Raw genomic sequence first — 21,514 nt, 5'->3', positions numbered from 1 at the left:
CCAACGCAACAGCGTCCCTTCCCCGTCACACGCACAGTGAGGTGCAGGAAAGATGGACCGCTCTTCCCCCTCCCGCTCCCGGAGACTGGCCCCCTTCGTCGCGGTCGCCACCGCGGCCGCCCTGACCCTCGCCGGCTGCGCAAGCGCCCACGGCGGCAAGAAGGCCGAGGAGGCGGCGCAGAACGCCTCGGCGGGCAGGGCCGACACCCCGCGCATGACCGTCGCGCTGGTCACCCACCAGGCACCCGGCGACACCTTCTGGGACACGGTCCGCAAGGGTGCCGAGGCGGCCGCCGCCAAGGACAACGTCAAGCTGATCTACTCGGCCGACCCCAACGCCGGCAACCAGGCGAACCTGGTGCAGAACGCGATCGACCAGGGGGTCGACGGCATCGCGGTCACCCTGGCCAAGCCCGACGCGATGAAGAACGTCATCGGCAAGGCGGAGCGGGCCGGCATCCCGGTGGTGGGCCTGAACTCCGGACTGAGCGACTGGAGGAGGCTCGGGCTGGTGGAGTTCTTCGGGCAGGACGAGAGCGTGGCGGGCGAGGCGTTCGGCGACAAGCTGAACACCACCGGCGCCAAGAAGATCGTCTGCGTCGTCCAGGAGCAGGGCAACGTGGGCCTCACCCAGCGCTGCGACGGCGTGAAGAAGACGTTCAAGGGCACCACCGAGACGCTGTACGTGAACGGCACCGACATGCCGTCCGTGAGGGCGACCATGACGGCCAAGCTGAAGCAGGACAGCTCCGTCGACACGGTCGTCACCCTCGGCGCCCCCTTCGCGCTGACCGCCGTGCAGGCGGTGGGCGACGCGGGCAGCAAGGCCAAGGTGGCCACCTTCGACCTGAACAAGGACCTGGTGAAGGCCGTCCGGAACGGCTCGATCGAGTTCGCCGTCGACCAGCAGCCCTATCTGCAGGGCTACCTGGCGGTCGACGCGCTGTGGCTCTACAAGAACAACGGCAACTACAGCGGCGGCGGTGTCCAGCCGGTGCTCACCGGCCCGGCCTTCGTCGACAAGTCCAACGTCGACAAGGTCGCCGAGTTCGCCGCGAAGGGGACCCGGTGATGAGCATGGCCCAGCAGGCTGAGCCGGCGAAGACCACCCCGCCGGGATCCGGTCCGAAACAGACCGACGGCCGTACCGTCCGACGCCCGCCGGCGCTGCGGCTGCTGGCCCGGCCCGAGGTCGGCGTCTTCCTCGGCGCCGCCGCCGTACTGGTCTTCTTCCTGATCGCCGCGCCCTCGGTCCGCCAGGGCGGCTCGATGGCCACGATCCTCTACCAGTCCTCGACCATCGGGATCATGGCCCTGCCGGTCGCCCTGCTGATGATCGGCGGCGAGTTCGACCTCTCCGCCGGCGTCGCGGTGATCTCCTCGGCACTGACCGCGAGCATGCTCAGCTACCAGCTGACCCTGAACGTGTGGACGGGCGTGTTCGTCGCCCTGGCCGTCTCCCTGGCGATCGGCTTCTTCAACGGCTGGATGGTGGTCAGGACCGGCCTGCCCAGCTTCCTGATCACACTGGGCACCTTCCTGATCCTGCAGGGCGTGAACCTGGCCGTGACCAAGTGGGTCACCGGCAACGTGGCCACCGACGACATCAGCGACATGGACGGCTTCGACCAGGCGAAGAAGATCTTCGCGTCCTCGTTCGACGTGGCCGGGGTCGAGGTGAAGATCACGGTCGTGTGGTGGCTGGTCTTCGCGGCGCTGGCCACCTGGGTGCTGCTGCGCACCAGGTACGGCAACTGGATCTTCGCCGTCGGCGGCGACAAGGAGTCCGCCCGCGCGGTGGGTGTCCCCGTCACCTTCACCAAGATCTCGCTGTTCATGATGGTCGGCTTCGGCGCCTGGTTCGTCGGCATGCACAACCTGTTCTCCTTCAACACCGTGCAGTCCGGCGAGGGCGTCGGCCAGGAGCTGATCTACATCGCGGCGGCCGTCATCGGCGGCTGCCTGCTCACCGGCGGCTACGGCTCCGCGATCGGCCCGGTCTTCGGCGCGTTCATGTTCGGCATGGTCAACCAGGGCATCGTCTTCGCCGGCTGGAACCCCGACTGGTTCAAGGCCTTCCTCGGCGTGATGCTGCTCGGCGCCGTCCTGATCAATCTGTGGGTCCAGCGCACGGCGACCCGGAGGTAAAGCGATGACCGACAAGACATCCGGAACGCACGGCGCCGTCGTCCAGGACTCCGCACGCGGCCAGGACGGCCTGCTGGTCGAGCTGCGCGGCGCGGGCAAGTCCTACGGCAACATCCGCGCCCTGCACGGCGTCGACCTGAAGGTCCACGCCGGCCAGGTCACCTGCGTGCTCGGCGACAACGGCGCGGGCAAGTCCACCCTCATCAAGATCATCTCGGGGCTGCACCAGCACACCGAGGGCGAGTTCCTCGTCGACGGCACCGCCGTCCGCTTCTCCACCCCCCGCGAGGCCCTCGACCGCGGTATCGCCACCGTCTACCAGGACCTGGCGACGGTGCCGCTGATGCCGGTGTGGCGCAACTTCTTCCTCGGCTCCGAGATGACCCGGGGCCCCTGGCCGGTCCGCCGCCTGGACATCCCCCGCATGAAGGCCACCGCCGACCAGGAACTGCGCAACATGGGCATCGTCCTGGACGACCTGGAACAGCCCATCGGCACCCTCTCCGGCGGCCAGCGCCAGTGCGTGGCCATCGCCCGCGCCGTCTACTTCGGCGCCCGCGTCCTCATCCTGGACGAGCCCACCGCGGCCCTCGGCGTCAAGCAGTCCGGCGTGGTGCTGAAGTACATCGCCGCCGCCCGCGACCGCGGCCTCGGCGTCATCTTCATCACCCACAACCCCCACCACGCCTACATGGTCGGCGACCACTTCAGCGTCCTGCGCCTGGGCACTCTGGAACTGTCCGCCGACCGCAGCGAGGTCAGCCTCGAAGAACTGACCAACCACATGGCCGGCGGCGCCGAACTCGCGGCCCTCAAGCACGAACTGGCCCAGGTACGCGGCGTCGACACCGAAGAACTCCCCGAAGAGGACGACCTCACCGCACCCGTCGCACCCTCCCCGGAAGGAACCCCCTGAGCATGGTCACCCCCACCCCGCTGGACCGGATCCGGGTCGGCTCGGCCCCCGACTCCTGGGGCGTCTGGTTCCCCGACGACCCGCGGCAGGTGCCCTGGGAACGCTTCCTCGACGAGGTCGCCGAGGCCGGCTACGACTGGATCGAACTCGGCCCCTACGGCTACCTCCCCACCGATCCCGCGCGCCTGCGGGACGAGGTGGCCCGGCGGAACCTGAAGGTCTCGGCGGGCACGGTCTTCACCGGCATGCACCGCGGCCCGTCCGTCTGGGCGGACACCTGGGCCCACGTCAGCCAGGTCGCCGCGCTGACCCAGGCGATGGGCGCGCGGCACCTGGTGGTCATCCCCTCCTTCTGGCGGGACGACAAGACCGCCGAGATCCTGGAACCGCCGGAGCTGACCGCCGAGCAGTGGGCGCACCTGACCAAGGGCATGGAGCGGCTCGGCCACGAGGTCAAGGAGACGTACGGCCTGGACATCGTGGTCCACCCGCACGCCGACACCCACATCGACACCGAGGAGCACGTCGAACGCTTCCTGGACTCGACCGACGCCGAGCTGGTCAGCCTCTGCCTGGACACCGGGCACTACGCCTACTGCGGCGGGGACAGCGTCAAGCTCGTCGAGACCTACGGCGAGCGCATCGGCTACCTGCACCTCAAGCAGGTCGACCCGGACGTCCTCGCCGAGGTGGTCGCGCACGGAGTGCCGTTCGGGCCGGCCGTGCAGCGGGGCGTGATGTGCGAACCCCCGTCCGGTGTACCGGAGCTGGGGCCCGTCCTGGAAGCCGCGCAGAAACTGGGCGTGGAGCTGTTCGCGATCGTCGAGCAGGACATGTACCCGTGCGAGCCGGACAAGCCCCTCCCGATCGCGGTCCGCACCCGCCGGTTCCTGCGCTCCTGCGGGGCCTGAGCGGACCTCCCGGCGCTGGGCCCCCGCCGGGGGCCCGGTTCCTGCGGGACGGCAACGGATTCGGCCGGCGCCCGGCCGGGAACCAACCGGGGGCACGCGGGCGTTGTGCACGATGACGGGGGACGCCCGCGCAGACGGGAGGACGAGATGACACACCGCACACCGCCCCGGAAGACGCCCGGGGACCCTGCCGACGCGGCCGCCCTGCGCCACGACCGCTTCGGCTCGCTGCCGGACCGGATACGCCCCGAGGACATGATCGAGACCAGGCCGGCCACCGTGCCGGACCCGGCGCGGGACACCTACAACCCTGACGAGTGGCTGATCCGTTACTGCGGCTGAGACACGGATGCGGCGCCGGGCGGATGCCCGGCGCCGCATCCGTCGGTTCACGCCTGCCGGACCTCCGCGAGCGTCACCGGCCGGTGCTCGTGCAGGGACAGGGTGCAGGCCTCGGCGATCCAGCCCGCCTCCAGGGCGTCCTCGATGGTGCAGGGGGAGGGGCGGGTGCCGGCCACGACCTCCGTGAACGCGCTGAGTTCGGCGCGGTAGGCGTCCGCGAAGCGGTCCATGAAGAAGTCGTGCGGGGTGCCGGACGGGAAGGTCACGCCGGGTTCGACCGAGCGCAGCGGAAGCCGGTCGTCCAGGCCGACCGCGATCGAGTCCGCGAAGCCGTGCAGTTCCATGCGGACGTCGTGACCACGGGCGTTGTGGCGGGAGTTGGAGACCACCGCGATCGTGCCGTCGTCCAGGGTGAGGACCGCCCCGGTGGTGTCGGCGTCACCCGCCGCCCGGATGTAGTCGGCACCCCGGTTGCCGCCGACCGCGTACACCTCGGTGACCTCACGGCCCGTCACCCAGCGGATGATGTCGAAGTCGTGCACGGAACAGTCCCGGAAGATGCCCCCGGATGCGGCGACGTACGCGGCCGGCGGCGGCGCCGGGTCCAGGGTCGTGGAGCGGACCGTGTGCAGCTCCCCCAGCTCACCGGCCTGTACGGCGGCCCGTGCGGCCGTGAAACCGGCGTCGAAGCGCCGGTTGAACCCGATCTGGATCGGCACGCCGCTGTCCCGCACGGCCTTCAGCACCTCCACCCCCTCCGCCATGGTGCGGGCGACCGGCTTCTCGCAGAAGACGGGCACACCCGCGTCGACGCCGGCCCGGATCAGCGCCGGGTGGGCGTCGGTGGCCGCCGCGACGACCAGGCCGTCCACCCCGGCGGCCAGCAGCGCCTTCGGGGAGTCCGCGACGTCGGCGCCGAACCGCTCGGCGGCGGCCCTGGCGGCGTCCGCGAACGGGTCGGCGACGACGAGCGACTCCACGGCGTCCAGTCCGGAGAGGGTCTCGGCGTGGAAGGCGCCGATGCGGCCGAGGCCGAGGATTCCGATACGCATGTGCTCCGCAGCTCCTTGTACGTGGTTGCTGTCCGTTGCCGGGGCCTGCCCCCGGGCCCCGTGCGCTCTTCGGGCTCGTCCTCGGTCACCGGACGGGCCGGTTTCTGTCAGTCGAGTCCGCCGAGAACGTTCTGGTCCCAGTCGATCACCGACCCCGTGACCACCCCCGACCGGTCGGACAGCAGGAACACCACGAAGTCGGCGATCTCGTCCGGTTGGCCGAGCCTGCCCATCGGCAGCCGCGCCGCGGCCCGCTCCCGCCAGTCGGCGCCGGCGCCGTGGAAGGCACGCTGGGTGGCGTCCTCGCCCTCCGTCGCGGTCCAGCCGATGTTCAGGCCGTTGATCCGGGTCCGGTCCCAGCGGTGGGCGTGGGCGGCATTGCGGGTGAGGCCCACGAGGCCCGCCTTGGCGGCGACGTACGGCGCCAGGAACGGCTGCCCGCCGTGCGCCGACGAGGTGATGATGGTCACGATCGTGCCGGGCGCCTTGCGGGCCACCATGTCGGCGACCGCCGCCTGCATGGCGAAGAACGGACCCTTGAGGTTGATCGCGATGTGCGCGTCGAACAGCTCCGGCGGGGTGTCCAGCAGCGTGCCCCGGGAGGTCAGCCCCGCCGAGTTCACCAGACAGTCGATCCGGCCGAAGACGTCGACCACCTCGGCCACCGCCGCCTTGGCCTGCTCGGCGTCCGCCAGGTCGGCGCGCACGAACATCGCCCTGCCCCCGGCCGACGCCAGCTCGGCCGTCAGCGCCTCACCCGGTTCGGTGCGGCGCCCGGTGACCGCCACCGCGGCGCCCGCACGGACGGCGGCCCGCGCGATCGCGGCGCCGACCCCCTGACTGCCGCCGTTGACCAGGACGGTCTTTCCCCGCAGGAGTCCGTCGAGAAGTCCCATGACCCGCATCGCCCCTTCCTCAGCTCTCCCGGCGTCCCGCACCGGCCCGCAGCTCCGCCCGGAGCCGCTGCGGGGCCCATGCCTCGCGCACCGCCCGCCGCAGCACGTCCGCCGGCGCCGGCGGGGCCAGACCGCCGACCGGCGGGTCGCTGTCGAGGTTGGTCGGGAAGGGGTAGCCCTCGGTGCTCGCCGCGATCACGTTCTCCAGCCACTCCTCGCCGGCGCCCTGGGCCGCGCGCCGCAGCAGCACCGGGAACACGGCGTTGGCGACGGCCTCACGGTCGACCGTCTCCATCGCGCGCCCGAAGGCGGAGGACACCTGGAGCAGGTTGGCCGTGCGGCGCACGTCCGCCGTGCGGTTCGTGCCGGCGGCGTGGAAGAGCGCGGGGTTGAAGAAGGCCGCGTCGCCCCGGGCGAGCGGGAGCTGGACGTGCCGAGCCTCGAAGTACGCCTGGAACTCAGGGAGCCGCCACGCCAGATAGCCCGGTTCGTACAGTTGCGAGTACGGCAGGTAGCGCGTCGGTCCCGACTCCACCGGCATGTCGCAGTGGGCGACCGCGCCCTGCAGCGTGAGCGCGGGGGAGAGGCGGTGCACCTGCGCGGGGTAGGCGGCGGCCACCGCGTTGCCCAGGAACCCGAGGGGGTAGTCCCGGTGCGCGGTCTGGCCGGTGCCGCCCGGGTTGACCACGTTGACCTGCGAGGTGACCTGGTAGCCGGGGCCCAGCCAGGCCGAGGAGACCAGGGCCAGGACGTCGTTGGCGTAGTAGTCGGCGAACGCCTCCGGGTCGTACAGGGCCGTCTTCTCCAGCGCGTTCCACACCCGGTCGTCGGCGCCCGGCCTGGCGAAGTGGTCGCCGGCCCCGGCCCCCGGGGCCCGCTGTTCGGTGATCAGCGCCTCGAACACGTCGGTGACCCGGTCGACGGCCGTGACGTCGGGGAACGCGCCCCGGACGACCACGATCCCGGGCCCCTCGGACAGCGCGCGCACCAGTTCCGCCGCCAGCGCCCGCCGGTCACCCGCCTCCCGCAGCCGCTCACCCTCGTACACCAGGACGCCGTCCGTCACCGCGGCGGCGTGCGGATGGTGCGCGAGATCGGTCGGCCGCTCGACGAGCGCGCGGAAGGGTTCGAGGTCGCAGTCCTGCTCGGACAGCCAGACACGGCCGGCTACGGCGGCGACGGACATCGGTGTCCCTCTTTCGGTCACAGGAACGGCGCAGCCCTGTCATTCTTGTCAGTACAAACCCCTCGAACAACCAGCAGGCAGCCATCAAAAACCCCTCAAGGAGCCGGTCCATGGGCCACCCGTTCCCCATCCGGGAGATCGCGCGTCAGGCGGGCCTCAGCGAGGCCACCGTGGACCGGGTGCTGAACGGCAGGGGAGGGGTGCGCGAGAGCACCGCGCAGGAGGTGCGCCGGGCCATCGCCGACCTCGACCGGCAGCGCACCCAGGTACGGCTGGTCGGCCGTACCTTCATGGTCGACATCGTGGTGCAGGCCCCCGAGCGGTTCAGCACCGCCGTGCGCGCCGCCCTGGAGGCCGAACTGCCGTCCCTGCATCCGGCCGTGGTCCGGTCCCGCTTCCACTTCCGCGAGACCGGCCCGGCCGCCGAGCAGGTCGGCACGCTGGACCGGATCGCCCGGCGCGGCTCCCAGGGCGTGATCCTGAAGGCCCCGGACGTCCCGGAGGTCACCGCGGCCGTGGGCCGGCTCACCGCGGCCGGCATCCCGGTCGTCACCCTGGTCACCGACCTGCCCGCCAGCGGCCGGCTCGGCTACGTCGGCAGCGACAACCGGGCCGCCGGGGCCACCGCCGCCTACCTGATGGGCCAGTGGCTCGGCGACCGCCCCGGCAATGTCCTCACCAGCCTCAGCAGCGGCTTCTTCCGTAACGAGGAGGAGCGCGAGATGGGGTTCAGGAGTGGCATGCGGTACCGGCACCCGCAGCGCACCCTGGTGGAGATCGCCGAGGGCCAGGGCCTGGACGCCACCCAGTACGACCTGGTGCGCGCCGCCCTGGAACGGGACCCCGGGATCCGGGCCGTGTACTCCATCGGCGGCGGCAACAACGCCACCCTGCGCGCCTTCGCCGATGCCGGCCGCGCGTGCGCGGTCTTCATCGCCCACGACCTCGACCACGACAACACCCGGCTGCTGCGCGAGCACCGGCTGTCCGCCGTGCTCCACCACGACCTGCGGCACGACCTGCGCGAGGCCTGCCACGCGGTGATGCGCTTCCACGGCGCCCTGCCGCCCGCCGGGCCGCTGCTACCGTCGGCGATCCAGGTCGTCACGCCGTACAACCTGCCGGGGCCGGCGGACCGTTAGAGGGGGAGCGATGACACGTACGGAACAGGTGGAGATCGAGGGCGTCCCGATGGTCGCGACCCTCGTCCCGGGCGACGCCGGCATCGGGCTGCTCGCCCTGCACGGCAGCAACGAAGGGGGCACGGCCCAGCTCGCCGGGACGGTGGCCCGCCGGTGCGGTGCCACCAGCCTCGTCTTCACCCAGCCAGGGGTCCGGCGGCCCGTGCACATCACGTCGACGCGCTGGGCGGCCGCCCCCTGCGCGCTGCTGCGGGAGTTCCTTGAGCGGGTCTCCCTCACGGTCTCCCTGCACGGCCATATGCGACCCGCGGCGCCGCACGCCGTCTTCCTCGGCGGCGGCAACCGCGACGCGGCCCACGTCCTCGCCGAGGCGTTCACCGAGCACGTCCCGCACTTCCCGGCGGTCACCGACCTGACGGAGATCCCGGCCGCCCTGCGGGGGGTGCACCCCCGAAACCCGGTGAACCTGACGCGCCTCGGCGGCGTCCAGGTGGAACTCCCGCTCCTGGCCCGCACCGGCGGGGGCACCGGCACCCCGCCGCCTCAGGTGGTCGAGGCGCTGGTCGCGGGGGTGAAGGAGCTGAGCGGGAAAGCGTCCCCCGGGGGCGCGGAACTCCGCTCACGTCCGGGCGCCGCCGCGTGGGCGCGAGCAACCACGCAGGTGCCGCGGACGCCTTGACGGCACACCGCGGCGCCACGTGCCGCGCGCTCAGCCCGACCCGACGTCCACCCAGGAACCCCGCTGAGCCGAGCGCGTCATCGCATCCAGCACAGCCGCACTCGCCACCGCGTCCCCCAGGGTGGCCCCGTACGGCACGCCCTCGGCGACGGACCGCACGAACCGGTACGCCTCGATCACCTTCAGGTCGTCGTACCCCATCGCATGGGCCGCCCCGGGCTGGAACGCCGCGAACTCACCGGCCCCGGGGCCGACGTACACCGTGCTCACGGGCTGGTCCTGGTACGTCGAACCCCGGCTCACCGCCAGCTCGTTCATCCGCCGGAAGTCCCAGAAGACCGCTCCCTTCGTGCCGTGCACCTCGAAGCCGTAGTTGTTCTGCTCGCCGACCGAGACCCGGCAGGCCTCCAGCACCCCGCGCGCCCCGGAGGCGAAGCGCAGCAGGCAGCTCACGTAGTCCTCGTTCTCCACCGGGCCGGGTTCGCCGCCCGAGGCACGGGCATGGCCTGCGGTGGCGCCGGTCGGCCGGGCGCGCTCCGGGACGAAGACCGCGGTGTCGGCGGTGAGCGAGGTGATGGCGCCGAGCAGGAAGCGGGCCAGATCGGCGCCGTGCGAGGCGAGGTCCCCGAGCACCCCGCTGCCGCCGCGCGCCCGCTCGTACCGCCAGGTCAGGGCGCCGTCCGGATGGGCCGCGTAGTCGCTGAACAGCCGGATGCGGACGTGGGTCACCGTGCCGAGCTCCCCGGAGGCGATCAGGTCGCGGGCGGCCTCGACGGCGGGCGCGTTGCGGTAGTTGAAGCCGACCGCGCCCTGCACGCCGGCCTTGGCGACCGCGTCGGCGACCGCGCGGGCGTCCCCGGCGGTCAGCCCGACCGGCTTCTCGATCCAGATGTGCTTGCCCGCCTGCGCCATCGCCACGCCGATCTCGCGGTGCAGGAAGTTCGGGGCGGTGATGCTGACGGCCCGTACCCGCGGGTCGGCGGCCACCTCGCGCCAGTCGCGGGTCGCGGTGGCGAAGCCGAACCGCTCGGCGGCCTCCTCGGCCCGCCCCGGCACCTCCTCGGCGACCGTGATCAGCCGAGGGCGCGGGGACTGCGGATAGTGGTGCGGGAGACGGGCGTACGCCTGGGTGTGCACCCGGCCCATCCAGCCGAACCCGACGACGGCGACACCCAGCTCGTCCACCATGACAGATCCCTTCACGACAGCCGCTGGACCGGTCCATGTTGCCGGTCCGTATGTCCGGCCCCTGCCCGGTCCAGGCCACCTTTGTGCTGACATGGCCAGGGTGTCAACCCTTTGACAGGACGGCACGCCGCATGGAACGGTCCACGTCATGAGACCGCCGACGATCCGTGACGTGGCCGAACGGGCCGCCGTGTCCAAGTCGCTGGTCTCGCTGGTGCTGCGCGGTTCGGGACCGGTGAGCCAGGAGAAGCGGGAGGCCGTGCTGCGCGCCGCGCGCGAGCTGGGCTACCGGCCCAACGCGGCCGCCCGCAGCCTGAGCGAACAGCGCGCCCTGCCTCGTTCCGGCGGGGGGACCCGCATGGTCGGTGTCCTCCTGGACGACCTGCGCAACCCCTGGTTCGTCGACCTCCTCGACGGCCTCAACTCCCTGCTGCACGCCGCCGGTCTGCACATGCTGCTCGCCGACGCCCGGCTGAACCGGCGGATGGGCCACGACCTCGCCGAACCGTTCCTGGAGCTCGGCGTCGACGGGCTGGTGATCGTCGGCACGGTCCCCGGCGCGGGCGGTCTCGGCGCGCTCGCGCGGCGCATGCCGGTGGTGGTGGCGGGCGCCCGTGAGCCCCGGCCGGAGCGCGTGGACGTCGTCGCCGGCGACGACGAGCACGGGGCCCGGCTCGCCACCGAGCACCTGCTCGGGCTCGGCCACCGCCGGATCGCCCATCTCGCGGGCCACGGCGCGGTCGGCGCGCTGCGCAGGCGGGGCTTCGAGACGGCGATGCGGGCCCACGGCGCCGAACCGGTCGTCGAGCGGGGCGATCTGACCGAGGAGGGCGGCTACCGGGGGACCGTACGCCTGCTCAGCCGCCCCGAGCGGCCGACGGCACTGTTCGCCGTCAACGACATGGCCTCGGTGGGCGCCCTCTCGGCCGCCGAGGAGCTGGGCCTGCGGGTGCCGCGCGACCTGTCGGTGGCCGGCTACGACAACACCAGCATCTCCCGGCTGCGGCATGTGTGGCTGACCACGGTCGACGCGGCACCGTACGAGATCGGCCGGCGCGCCGCCCGCTGCCTGCTGGACCGGTTCGAGCGGCCGGACGGCGAGGGCGGCGTCCACCTCGCCGTGCCGACGCTGGAGATCCGGGGGACGACGGCACCGCCCTGCGGCGAACCGGGAGACTGACGGCGAAGCGGGAGGCCGACGGCGGACTGCGGGTGATGGCGGACCGGGGGGCGGCGGCGGACCGGGGGCGACGGCGCACTCAGAGGTCGATGGCGTACGCCTTGCGCAGCGTCTCGTGCACGGTCCACGTCGTACGGTCGCCCGCCCGCAGCACCGCCATGTCGCCCGGTCCCACCCTCAGCGTCGGCCCGTCCGCGACCTCGATCGTCGCCGAACCGCTGATCACCACGAACAGCTCGTCCGCCTCCGTGTCGGTGACCACGCCCGGTGTGATCTGCCAGATGCCGCGGATCTGCCGGCCGTCCGGTGACTCCCAGACCACCTTCCCGGTGACCTCCGGGTTCCCGGAGACGATCTGCTCCGGGTCGAGGGGCTCGGGGGTGAGGTCGGCGTCGGGGATGTGGAGCGCGAAGCTGTGCGTCATGCCGTGACCCTAACCAGTGCCGACCGCGCCCCGCGGCCGACAGTGTGTGGGGCATCGGGGCTGGTCGGAGGACACTTCGTCGGTGCACGGACTGGCGGACGGACCCGGCACGGGTGATCGTGGGAGGCATGGCTGACTCCACGGCGGTCGGCACGGCACCTCCCCGGCAGCACGACACCCGTGAGGCCGTGCTCTTCGGCGGGGTGTACGGCGCCGTCCTCGCCAGCTCGATGGTGGCGGCGCTCACCCAGTACGGGCACACGTCCGCGAAGGTCCGCGGCTACGACGCCGCCTGGGTCCTGGTGACCGCGCTGGCCTCCGCCCTCGCCCACGGCTACGCCCACTACATCGCCGAGCGCGCCCCGCACAGCCGGTGGGACGGGCTGCGCGCGCTGCGCAACGAGTGGCCGCTGGTCGCGGCCGTGCTGCCCACGGTCTTCCTGCTCGCGGGCGCGCGCCTGGGGTGGTTCCCGGCGAAGGGTGTCGAGTACGCGGCGTTCGCGCTCAACATCGTGATCCTGTTCGTGCTCGGCCTCATCACCGCCCGCTGGTCGGCGCGGCGGTGGCCGAAGGCCGTTCTCGTCGGGATGGGGGACGCGCTGCTCGGGGTGATCGTGGTGGTGGCGAACGCGCTGATCAAGTAGGGCTCGCGGGTGCGCCTGAGGGCGGGGCGGGTCAGCGGCCGGTGCGGACGCCGTCCAGGGCGATCGCGAGAACCCGGTCGCGCTGGGCGTCGTCGTCGAACGCCGTGGCCGTGATGCCGGCGACCATCCGCAGCAGGTCGGTGAAGTCCATGTCGGTGCGGGCCACGCCCGCCCGCTGGGCGCGTTCCAGCAGCGGGCCGCCGGCCGAGTACATCGACTCGCGGCAGGTCTGGAAGATCTGCGACTCGTCGTTCAGCGCCTCGCGCACCGCGCGCTTGGTGACCATGTAGCCGGCGAACCGGTCCAGCCAGGCCGTCAGCGCCTCCCACGGTTCCAGGTCCGCCAGCTCCACGGCCGTCCGGCACAGCGCGTCGACCTCGTCGGCGTAGACGCTCTCGAACAGGTCGCGGCGGGTCGGGAAGTTCCGGTACAGCGTGCCGATGCCGACGCCCGCGCGGCGGGCGACGTCCTCCAGGGAGGCGTCCGCGCCGTGTTCCGCGAACGCCTCCCGGGCCGCGTCGAGCAGGGCGTCGAAGTTGCGGGCGGCGTCCTTGCGGTGCGGCCGGCGGGCCGCCACGATCTCGCCGACGGGGAACGAGGTGGCCGTCACTGGTGCCTCCCGGAGGGAATCGATGAACCGGAGGCGTTCATCCGGTTTCCTTGAACCGGAGGTGTGCCTCCGTTAGAGTGGAGGGGCACCTCCACTTTAGCAGTGCGGGGGTGCCCGCGCCCTGGGCAGACGTGCCCGCGCGGCAAGGCCCCGTCCGCCCACCCCACGGCGCTCCCTCTTCTCACCACCCGCAGCGCTCCCCCTTCGGAGAGGCTCCCTCATGCCCCGCAAGTCCACCCGCCTCACCTTCACGGTCCTCGCGACCGGTGCGGGCGTGTTCTCCATGCTCCAGTCACTGATCGCGCCGGCCCTGCCGACCGTCCAGCACGCCCTGCACACCTCCCAGTCCACCGCGACCTGGGTGATGACGGCCTACCTGCTGTCCGCCTCGGTCTTCACCCCGATCCTCGGCCGCGTCGGCGACCTCATCGGCAAGAAGCGCACCCTCGTCGGCGTCCTGCTCGCCGTCCTCGCCGGCTGTCTCGTCGCCGCGCTCGCCCCGAACATCGGCGTCCTCATCGTCGCCCGCGTCGTCCAGGGCGTGGGCGGTGCCCTGTTCCCGCTGTCCTTCGGCGTCATCCGGGACGAGTTCCAGCCCGCCGAGGTGAGCGGCAGCATCAGCAACCTGTCCGCCGTGATCGCCGCGGGCGGCGGAGTCGGCATGGTGGCCGCCGGCCCGATCGTCTCCGCGCTCGACTACCGCTGGCTCTTCTGGATCCCCGTGGCGATCGTCGCCGCGACGGTCCTGATCGCCCTGCGCTACGTCCCCGAATCGCCCAAGCGGGCCGAGGGGAAGGTCAGTTGGTACGGCGCCGGGCTGCTCTCCGCCTGGCTGGTGGCGCTGCTGCTGCCGCTGAGCCAGGCCGGGCAGTGGGGCTGGGGCTCGCCGAAGGTGCTCGGCCTGTTCGCCGCCGCCGTCGTGCTGTTCGCCGTGTGGCTGACGGCCGAGGCCCGCTCCCGCACCCCGCTGATCGACCTGCGCGTGATGCGGCTGCCCGCGGTGTGGACCACCAACGCGGCGGCCCTGCTCTTCGGTGCCGGCATGTACGCGATCTGGTCCTTCCTGCCGGGCTTCGTACAGACGCCGTCCGCGGCCGGTTACGGCTTCGGCGCGAGCGTCACCGCCTCCGGCCTGCTCATGCTGCCGATGCTGCTGGCGATGTTCCTCTCGGGTGTCCTCTCGGGGCGTCTGGAGCCCCGCGTCGGCGCCAGGGCGCTCCTCGCCACGGGTGCCGCACTCGGCGCGCTGGCCTGCGGGTTCCTCACCCTCTGGCACGACGCCCCGTGGCAGACAGCCGTGGTCGCCGGACTGTTCGGCCTGGGCATCGGACTGGCCTTCGCCTCCATGGCCCACCTCATCGTCGGCAGCGTCCCGCCCGAGCAGACCGGCGCCGCGACCGGTATGAACGCCAACATCCGCACCATCGGCGGCTCCATCGGCGCCGCGCTCACCAGCGTCCTGGTCACCGGCCGCCTCCAGCCCTCCGGCCTGCCCTACGCCTCCGGCTACACCCACGGCTGGGCGCTGCTCACCCTCCTCTGCCTGGCCGCGGCCGGCGCCGCCCTCCTCGTCCCGGCCCGCCGCCCCGCCCCTACGACGACCCCCGCCGCGCCGGGGACGACACGGGCACCCGCCCAGGTGCGGTAGGGGGACGTGGCGCAGCTTGGTAGCGCACTTGACTGGGGGTCAAGGGGTCGCAGGTTCAAATCCTGTCGTCCCGACTTTGCGAAGTCGCAGGTCAGAGGTCATTTCAGAGAGGATCTGGAGTGGCCTTTGATCATTTTCGGGGACATGCTGGGGACCAGTCCGCTTGAACGCCCATTTTGACTCAGTCAAGGTGGGCCCTGCAGCCCCCACGACAGGACTAAGGTCGTGTCCTACGTGGTGAGAGATGTGTTGATGATCCAGGAGTGCGCCCGCCATAACGGCCACGCCGACTTCCTGCGGGAACGGACCGACGGGGCACACGATCCCCGCAACTACCTGGCCTTTCCGTAGCCACCTTCCGACTGGATCATCAAGGTCCTCACCACCGGCATGGGTGAGACCGCGTCCGACTTCCTGGCCCATCTGCTGGGCCCGATCCCGGCGGTCGGCCTCGGCGGTCTGGCGTTCGCCGCCTCGCTCGTGCTCCAGTGCGCGGTCCGCCGGTACGTGGCCTGGATCTACTGGACGGCGATCGTGATGGTCAGCGTGTTCGGCACGATGGCCGCGGACGTGCTCCACGTCGGTCTCGGTGTCCCGTACACCCTGTCCACCCCGCTGTTCATGATCGCCCTGGCCGCCGTCTTCGCCCTCTGGTACAGGTCCGAGCGCACCCTGTCCATCCACTCCATCCGCACCCGGCGCCGCGAGTTCTTCTACCGGGCGGCCGTCCTCGCCCCCTTCGCCCTGGGCGCCGCCGCGGGTGACCTCACCGCGACGATCGGCCTCGGCTACCTGGGCTCGGCCGTCCTGTTCGCCGTGGCGATCTGCCTCCCGGCCGTCACCCATCGCGCCAGCCTGCTGGGCGCGGTGACCGCGTTCTGGACGGCCTACGTCATCACCCGCCCGCTCGGTGCCTCCCTCGCCGATTGGATGGCCGTCAGCAAGGCGGACGGCCTGGGATGGGGCCTGGGCCCGGTGACGCTGGCCTGGACGGTGGCGATCGTCGGCTTCGTGGCCTTCCTGGCGCTCACCCGGCGCGACACCGAATCCGCGGTCTGAACCCTCAGCAGCAGGGCCACGAGTCCGGCGGTACGGAAGGAGTGCGTCCGGATCCACCGCGATGGGTGAATCCTGTGACGCCGCCGTGACGGCTCGGTAGACGGTGAGGTGACGGCCTGTCGGGATACTGCGTCCAATCCCAGGAGGAGAGGAGCAGTCATGCCCGTCGCACCCACGTATCCGGGCGTGTACGTCGAGGAGGTGCCCAGCGGCGTCCATCCGATCACCGGTGTGCCCACCGCGATCGCGGCCTTCGTCGGGTGGTTCCCGCGCGGCCCGATGAACCAGGCCGTAGAGGTCCTGTCGTTCGCGGACGTGGAACGCCAGTTCGGCGGACTGCACCGGGACAGCGATGCGTCATTCGCGTTGGCGCAGTACTTCCTGAACGGCGGGGCTCGGGCGTGGGTGGTACGGGTCGCCGGAACCTCGTCCACGGCCTCGCCCGCAAAGGCGTGGGTCGATGTCACCGGCACGGGCGGAGCCACCGCGTTCAGGGTGGCCGCGCTCAGCGAGGGTGAGTGGGGGAACAGCCTGCGCGTCCAGGTGATCGGGCCCGATCCGGACGCGCAGGGCGTCGAGCGGTTCGACCTTGTGATCAGCCTGGTCGGCAGTGACGGCCACAGCGTGGCCGTCGTCCAGCAGGAGGTCTTCCGCGGGCTCACCGTCAGCGCCCCAGGCGATCCCAACTACCTTCCGAACGTGGTCAATTCGGCGTCCACTCTGGTACGGATCAAGGATATTCCGGCTGGGGCTCCCGTGCAACCCGCCGTCACCGGACTGCTCTCCGGCCCGAACGTCCCGAACCTGGCGGAGACCGACACGCCGCATCTCGACATCACCGTGGGTACGGTCACCAAGACAGTGGCGCTTCCCAAGACGACCGGTTCGCTGGAGGAATTGGCGGCCGACCTCCAGTCCGCGATCCGTACCGCCAAGGGCGCGGACCCCGTGTGGGCCCAGGCCATCGTGCACGTCCTGCCCGGACACAACGCCCTGCAGGTGCTCGCCGGAGTGGCCGACAGCGCACTCGTGACGATCGCGAACACCGGTAGCAGCACCATCGCTGAACAGCTGTTGCTCGACTCCAACCGTCGCGCCGCCCAGGCGGACAGCTCCCTCCCCCTGACCTCCGGCAGCGACGGCGCGCACCCCTCCGCCGCGGATCTCGTGGGCGGTGCGACCGGTGGCGGCAGCGGCATGCACGCCCTGGAGAACACCGATTTCACGCTCCTCTGCCTGCCCAGCATCGCCAACCAGCAGTCCGGCGACCGCGACGGGCTGTCCGGCGATACTGGGTACGACAACATCGTCGGCAACGCCATCGCCTACTGCCGGGCCAAGCAGGCGATCCTGCTCCTCGACCCGCCGGACACCGTGGACACCCCGGCCGCGCTGCGGTCCTGGCTGCAGAGCCACAACTACGTCCGGGACGAGTACAGCGCCCTCTACTACCCTCGCCTGACCATCTCCGATCCGACCAGCAACTACCTGCCCCGCTCGATCGGACCGTGTGGCACGATCGCAGGCCTGATGGCGCGGATCGACGCGGCCCGTGGAGTCTGGAAGGCACCGGCCGGTACCGAGGCGACCCTGCTCGGCGTGCGCCAGCTCGACTACGACCTGACCGACCCCGAGAACGGCGTGCTCAACCCCATCGCAGTCAACTGCCTTCGGACCTTCCCCGCGTACGGCCAAGTGGCCTGGGGTGCGCGCACGCTGGCAGGCGGCGATGCCACGCCTTCGGACTATCGGTACGTCCCGGTCCGGCGGATGGCGAACTTCCTGGAGTCGAGCCTGCTCAGGGGGCTGAAGTGGGTGGTCTTCGAACCCAACGACGAGCCGTTGTGGTCCCAGATCCGGCTGAATATCGGCTCGTTCCTCCACGGCCTGTTCCGCCAGGGGGCCTTCGCCGGGCGCACTCCCAAAGAGGCGTACCTGGTGCGGTGCGACGCGACCACCACCACGCCGGATGACCAGGCGCTGGGCGTGGTCAACGTCCTGGTGGGCTTCGCGCCACTGAGGCCAGCCGAGTTCGTGGTCCTGCGCATCCAGCAGCTGGCCGGCCAAACGCAGAGTTGAGCCAGATCCAGAGTTCGAAGGGGCGCCATCCATGGCCCAGTTCGCAGTCAACACCAACCGGTTCGACCCGTACAAGAACTTCAAGTTCCGGGTGAAGTGGGACGGCCGCTACGTCGCCGGAGTCAGCAAGGTCAGCTCCCTGAAACGGACCACCGAGGTGGTTGAGCACCGCGAGGGCGGCGACCCGTCCAGTGCGCGCCGCTCACCCGGCCGGACCAAGTACGAGGCGATCACGCTGGAACGCGGCGTCACCCATGATCTCGAATTCGAGAACTGGGCGGCCAAGGTCTGGCAGCACGGCGCGGCCTTCGGTGCCGAGGTCAGCCTCGCGGACTTCCGCAAGGACATCGTGATCGAGCTCTACAACGAGGCCGGGCAGCTCGTCATCGCCTACAACGTGTTCCGGTGCTGGGTGAGCGAGTACCAGTCGCTGCCCGACTTGGACGCCAATGCGAACGCCGTGGCAATCGCCCATCTCAAGCTGGAGAACGAGGGGTGGGAACGCGACCCGGCGGTGGCGGAACCCAAGGAGGTCTCGTACACGCCATGAGGTACGGCATCGCCAGGAAGGTCGAGCAAGTGCCGCTGCGTCATGAGCCGGACACCGCGGTGGTACGGGTGCTCACCGGCGCCGACGAGGCAGCGCTGGGGGCACCGGACCTGCACGTCGACGAACAGTGGGTCACCCGGGTGCTGTCGGCAGCTGTCGAGGAAGTCGGCGGATCGCTTCCGAGCGTGGACAGGCTCCGGGCACTCTGCATCGGCGACCGCAACGCGCTGCTGCTCGCGGTGGTCGCGGTGACGTACGGCGCACCCATCGAATGGATGGTCGCATGCCCATCCTGCGGTGAGCAGCTGGATGCCGCCGTCGATGTCCAGGAGTTGATCCGGGACGCAGGCGAACCAGGTGCCCGAGCGGACGGCCAGATCGGTTACCGGCTTCCGACCGGCGCCGACCTGGAGGCGGTTGTCGCGATCGCCGACGCCGGCCAGGGCCGTCACCTGCTGCTGGATCGCTGCGTCGACGGATGGCGCACCCTGGGCGAGGAGGCTCTCACGGCCGTCGAGGCGTCCATGGCCGCGGCCGACCCGCTCGCGGACATCGAGCTGCTGCTGCACTGTGCCAGTTGTACGGCGGCGGTGCCCGGCCTTCTCGACCCGGCCGCCGAGCTGGCCGCCCGGCTCGCCACGCCCCATGAACTCCTGGAGGACGTCCACACACTGGCACTGGCCTACGGCTGGACCGAGTCAGACGTCCTCGCGCTGCCCGCGCCCCGACGGGCCGAGTACCTCACTCTGATCGCGGACGGTGGGGTGTGAGCGGCTCCGGCGGCTACCTGCACCGGCTCGCGGCACGCGCGCTCCGCACCACCGACCGCGCGGGAACACCCCGTCCGCCCACCGACTGGCACCTCGCGCGGTTCGCGGCCCGGGCGGCCGTTTCCACCGTCGCGGAGCCGCCGGGCGTGCCCATGCCGATCGACCGGCATGCCGACAGGCCTTCAGTCCTCCCTGCCGAACCGCAGACACCGCCCCGGATCACCGTGGTACCCGCCGTCGAACACCAGGTTACCGAGGCACCGCGACCGGCCGGGGCGGCAGCCTCGGACCCGCCTGCCCCTCGCCCGACGGCCACTCCCCGGACCGCCGCCCACGACCGGCGGCCGCGCACGGCACCCGCACCACCCCAGGACACGCCTGGACCCACCGATCCCCGCCCGGTACGACCCGACCCCGCTCCGCCCCGGATGCAGCAGGCCCTGCCCATCGCCCCCGAGCTCCCACTGCGCCCGGCGCCGCCACCCGTGCCACCAGCCCGTCCCGAGCCACGGGCCACCGCACCCGCCCGCGGGGGCACCCCGCCCGCGCCCTCCAAGCAGCCATGTGTCGTACTGCGTCCCCGGCCGATCCCGAGCGCGACGACGCCTGCCGACCGTCCGCTCCCGCCGGCGCTGACCTCGGCCCGCGCAGCCCGCCGAGCCCGGGCGGCCGAATCGCCTGCTCCCCCGCCCGTGGTGGTCCGGATCGGCCGGGTCGAACTGGTGGTACCGCCGCCCGCGCCACCAGCCGCGCCCGCCACGGCCAGACCTGCACAGCCGACGCCGGCCGCACATCCCGATCTGCTCGCCGCTTACCGCCGCCACCTCGCCGGGGAGTGGGCCGGATGAGCAATGCGCTGGCCGTGCCCACGGTCACCGCCGCGATCACCACCCTGCTCCAGAGCCGCGTGGACGCGGCCGGCATCGCGCCACGTCCGCTGGTGGCGCCGGGCCCGTTGGACGACGACGGACACGCCCCTCGGGTCGGCGTCCACCTGTACCGGATCACCCGAAACGAGGCACTGTCGTTCGCCGACCTGCCGACCCGTACGTCCACCGGCGTCCTGCGCAGCAAGCCCCGGGCCGCCCTTGAACTGCACTATCTCTTCACCTTCCGCGGTACGACCACCTACCAGTCCGAGCAGTTGCTCGCGCTGTGCGCGGCCACTCTGCATGCGGTGCCCGAACTCACCGCCGAGCTGATCACGACGGTGGTCAACGGCCACCAGGACCTGGTGGGCAGCGACCTGGGCCAGGCCGTCGAACGGGTCCGGATCATTCCGGAGTCGCTGACTCTGGACGAGGTGAGCCGGCTGTGGGCGCTGTACCAGCCCGGCTCGTTCACGGTCACCCTCGCTGCCGCCGCGGGTCCGGTACTGGTCGAGTCGTCGGAAGTGCCGGGCACCGTGCTCCCGGTACGGCAGGTCGCGTCCGGTGCCCGTTCGCTGGCCGCTCCGCGGCTGGACGCGGTGGCAGGTCCGGAAGGCATCGGTGCCCCGGTCCGGGCGACCGACCCGATGCCGCTCCTACAGTTGTACGGCGGCGCGCTCGCCCCGCTGCCCGGCGAGACATTGCGGGTGGTGCTGAACGGCACCCCGGTCGCTACCGTGACCGTGGTCGACCCCGGACACCTGACGATCCCGCTGACCGGTCTCAAGGCCGGCGCGCACAGCGTGCAGGTCCAGCGAGTGACTCCGCCTCTCGACCCGGCTCTGTCCTCCACCAGTCCGGCGGCGGCGAGCGATCCGGTGGCGTTCACGGTCGTACCGACTCTGTCGTCGGTCACCGCGGCTCCCAGCCCCGGGCCGGGTGACTACCACGGCACGATCAGCGCCGCCGTCGTCCCGGCGGTCGCCGCCCCGCAGCGGGTGCGCCTGCTGCTCGACAGTGTGGCGCCGGGCACCGTCGTGGCACTCGCACTCGACGCATCGCCCCCGGCAGGCGCCCTGCCCTCAGCGGCCGTCAGTGCACCGGTGGCCGACGCCCCTCGCGGCACCTACCGGGTCACGCTGGAGGTCGACGGCGTTCGCAGCATGCCACCGCTCGACAGCCAGGGCCGGTACAGGCTGCTGGAGGTGACGCTGTGACGGC

At 71.9% G+C, this 21,514-nt stretch carries 22 protein-coding genes and 1 tRNA gene; 17 read left to right on the top strand and 6 right to left on the bottom strand.

The genetic code is table 11. The features are described 5' to 3' along the window. Window positions 1–52 precede the first annotated feature (52 nt). From IO33_RS0122190 to IO33_RS0122170, 5 genes are all read left to right on the top strand, one after another. On the top strand, window positions 53–1,072 hold the full coding sequence (locus IO33_RS0122190) for a substrate-binding domain-containing protein (protein ID WP_031167708.1): 1,020 nt from the start codon (window positions 53–55) through the stop codon (window positions 1,070–1,072). Then, the gene (locus IO33_RS0122185) at window positions 1,072–2,148 is read left to right on the top strand and encodes an ABC transporter permease (RefSeq protein ID WP_031167706.1); all 1,077 of its coding nucleotides are present in this window, start codon (window positions 1,072–1,074) and stop codon (window positions 2,146–2,148) included. Before IO33_RS0122190 ends, IO33_RS0122185 begins: the two co-directional genes overlap by 1 nt. A 4-nt stretch (window positions 2,149–2,152) precedes the next feature. Continuing rightward, window positions 2,153–3,064 (top strand): ATP-binding cassette domain-containing protein, encoded by a 912-nt coding sequence (locus IO33_RS0122180; protein WP_031167703.1) that lies wholly within the window; start codon window positions 2,153–2,155, stop codon window positions 3,062–3,064. A 2-nt stretch (window positions 3,065–3,066) separates the two neighbouring features. Next, window positions 3,067–3,975, top strand: coding sequence for a sugar phosphate isomerase/epimerase family protein (locus IO33_RS0122175; protein ID WP_031167699.1), 909 nt, complete (start codon window positions 3,067–3,069; stop codon window positions 3,973–3,975). 147 nt (window positions 3,976–4,122) lie between these two features. Further along, window positions 4,123–4,317, top strand: coding sequence for a hypothetical protein (locus IO33_RS0122170; RefSeq protein WP_031167697.1), 195 nt, complete (start codon window positions 4,123–4,125; stop codon window positions 4,315–4,317). A 47-nt stretch (window positions 4,318–4,364) separates the two neighbouring features. Here the strand turns inward: IO33_RS0122170 and IO33_RS0122165 are convergent, their stop codons facing one another. The 3 genes from IO33_RS0122165 to IO33_RS0122155 form a co-directional block, all read right to left on the bottom strand. Beyond that, window positions 4,365–5,369 carry a Gfo/Idh/MocA family protein gene (locus IO33_RS0122165; protein ID WP_031167696.1) on the bottom strand — a complete coding sequence of 335 codons (1,005 nt, stop codon included), beginning with the start codon at window positions 5,367–5,369 and terminating at the stop codon, window positions 4,365–4,367. A 107-nt stretch (window positions 5,370–5,476) separates the two neighbouring features. Beyond that, window positions 5,477–6,265, bottom strand: coding sequence for an SDR family oxidoreductase (locus tag IO33_RS0122160; RefSeq protein ID WP_031167693.1), 789 nt, complete (start codon window positions 6,263–6,265; stop codon window positions 5,477–5,479). Window positions 6,266–6,284: 19 nt separating this feature from the next. Then, on the bottom strand, window positions 6,285–7,451 hold the full coding sequence (locus tag IO33_RS0122155; RefSeq protein WP_031167691.1) for a phytanoyl-CoA dioxygenase family protein: 1,167 nt from the start codon (window positions 7,449–7,451) through the stop codon (window positions 6,285–6,287). A 110-nt stretch (window positions 7,452–7,561) separates the two neighbouring features. Here IO33_RS0122155 and IO33_RS0122150 point away from each other — a divergent pair, with 110 nt between their 5' ends. Together IO33_RS0122150 and IO33_RS46005 are read left to right on the top strand one after the other, a co-directional pair. After that, complete coding sequence (locus tag IO33_RS0122150; protein WP_031167688.1) at window positions 7,562–8,593, top strand: LacI family DNA-binding transcriptional regulator; 1,032 nt, start codon at window positions 7,562–7,564, stop codon at window positions 8,591–8,593. Between the two features lie 10 nt (window positions 8,594–8,603). Beyond that, the gene (locus tag IO33_RS46005; RefSeq protein ID WP_031167686.1) at window positions 8,604–9,272 is read left to right on the top strand and encodes a poly-gamma-glutamate hydrolase family protein; all 669 of its coding nucleotides are present in this window, start codon (window positions 8,604–8,606) and stop codon (window positions 9,270–9,272) included. Window positions 9,273–9,302: 30 nt separating this feature from the next. On the opposite strand, the gene IO33_RS0122140 is transcribed toward IO33_RS46005, so the two are convergent. After that, window positions 9,303–10,460, bottom strand: a complete 1,158-nt coding sequence (locus IO33_RS0122140) for a Gfo/Idh/MocA family protein (RefSeq protein WP_031167684.1) — start codon at window positions 10,458–10,460, stop codon at window positions 9,303–9,305. Window positions 10,461–10,608: 148 nt separating this feature from the next. On the opposite strand from IO33_RS0122140, the gene IO33_RS0122135 reads away from it, so the two are divergent. Further along, entirely contained in the window at window positions 10,609–11,640 is a 1,032-nt protein-coding gene (locus IO33_RS0122135; RefSeq protein WP_031167682.1) for a LacI family DNA-binding transcriptional regulator, read from the top strand. A gap of 79 nt (window positions 11,641–11,719) precedes the next feature. Here the strand turns inward: IO33_RS0122135 and IO33_RS0122130 are convergent, their stop codons facing one another. Then, window positions 11,720–12,064, bottom strand: a complete 345-nt coding sequence (locus IO33_RS0122130) for a cupin domain-containing protein (RefSeq protein ID WP_031167679.1) — start codon at window positions 12,062–12,064, stop codon at window positions 11,720–11,722. Between the two features lie 128 nt (window positions 12,065–12,192). Here IO33_RS0122130 and IO33_RS0122125 point away from each other — a divergent pair, with 128 nt between their 5' ends. Further along, window positions 12,193–12,708, top strand: a complete 516-nt coding sequence (locus IO33_RS0122125) for a hypothetical protein (protein ID WP_031167676.1) — start codon at window positions 12,193–12,195, stop codon at window positions 12,706–12,708. A 31-nt stretch (window positions 12,709–12,739) separates the two neighbouring features. Here IO33_RS0122125 and IO33_RS0122120 read toward each other — a convergent pair whose 3' ends face one another. Continuing rightward, window positions 12,740–13,318, bottom strand: a complete 579-nt coding sequence (locus IO33_RS0122120; protein ID WP_031167674.1) for a TetR/AcrR family transcriptional regulator — start codon at window positions 13,316–13,318, stop codon at window positions 12,740–12,742. Window positions 13,319–13,538: 220 nt separating this feature from the next. Here IO33_RS0122120 and IO33_RS0122115 point away from each other — a divergent pair, with 220 nt between their 5' ends. From IO33_RS0122115 to IO33_RS44395, 8 genes are all read left to right on the top strand, one after another. Further along, window positions 13,539–14,966 carry an MFS transporter gene (locus IO33_RS0122115; protein ID WP_031167673.1) on the top strand — a complete coding sequence of 476 codons (1,428 nt, stop codon included), beginning with the start codon at window positions 13,539–13,541 and terminating at the stop codon, window positions 14,964–14,966. Further along, window positions 14,967–15,040: transfer RNA gene (locus tag IO33_RS0122110), tRNA-Pro, on the top strand. A gap of 151 nt (window positions 15,041–15,191) precedes the next feature. Further along, a complete protein-coding gene (locus IO33_RS47610) occupies window positions 15,192–15,317 on the top strand; it encodes a mycothiol transferase (protein ID WP_078963841.1) in 126 nt (41 codons plus the stop codon). A 15-nt stretch (window positions 15,318–15,332) separates the two neighbouring features. Then, window positions 15,333–16,025: a COG4705 family protein gene (locus IO33_RS0122100; RefSeq protein ID WP_037685791.1), complete on the top strand. Its 693-nt coding sequence runs from the start codon at window positions 15,333–15,335 to the stop codon at window positions 16,023–16,025. A gap of 159 nt (window positions 16,026–16,184) precedes the next feature. Continuing rightward, window positions 16,185–18,104 carry a phage tail sheath C-terminal domain-containing protein gene (locus IO33_RS0122095; RefSeq protein WP_031167668.1) on the top strand — a complete coding sequence of 640 codons (1,920 nt, stop codon included), beginning with the start codon at window positions 16,185–16,187 and terminating at the stop codon, window positions 18,102–18,104. Window positions 18,105–18,135: 31 nt separating this feature from the next. Continuing rightward, window positions 18,136–18,654 (top strand): phage tail protein, encoded by a 519-nt coding sequence (locus IO33_RS0122090; protein ID WP_031167665.1) that lies wholly within the window; start codon window positions 18,136–18,138, stop codon window positions 18,652–18,654. Next, window positions 18,651–19,424, top strand: a complete 774-nt coding sequence (locus IO33_RS46000; RefSeq protein ID WP_051926900.1) for a hypothetical protein — start codon at window positions 18,651–18,653, stop codon at window positions 19,422–19,424. The genes IO33_RS0122090 and IO33_RS46000 overlap by 4 nt, the downstream gene beginning before the upstream one ends. A gap of 844 nt (window positions 19,425–20,268) precedes the next feature. Continuing rightward, window positions 20,269–21,510: a Pvc16 family protein gene (locus tag IO33_RS44395; protein ID WP_037685789.1), complete on the top strand. Its 1,242-nt coding sequence runs from the start codon at window positions 20,269–20,271 to the stop codon at window positions 21,508–21,510. The last annotated feature ends 4 nt before the right edge of the window (window positions 21,511–21,514 follow it).

Origin of the sequence: Streptomyces durhamensis, assembly GCF_000725475.1 — a bacterium.
In the GTDB taxonomy this organism is placed as follows: Bacteria; Actinomycetota; Actinomycetes; order Streptomycetales; family Streptomycetaceae; genus Streptomyces; species Streptomyces filipinensis.
Note: the sequence above shows the minus strand (reverse complement) of the source record. Positions and strands in the feature narration are given on the sequence as shown.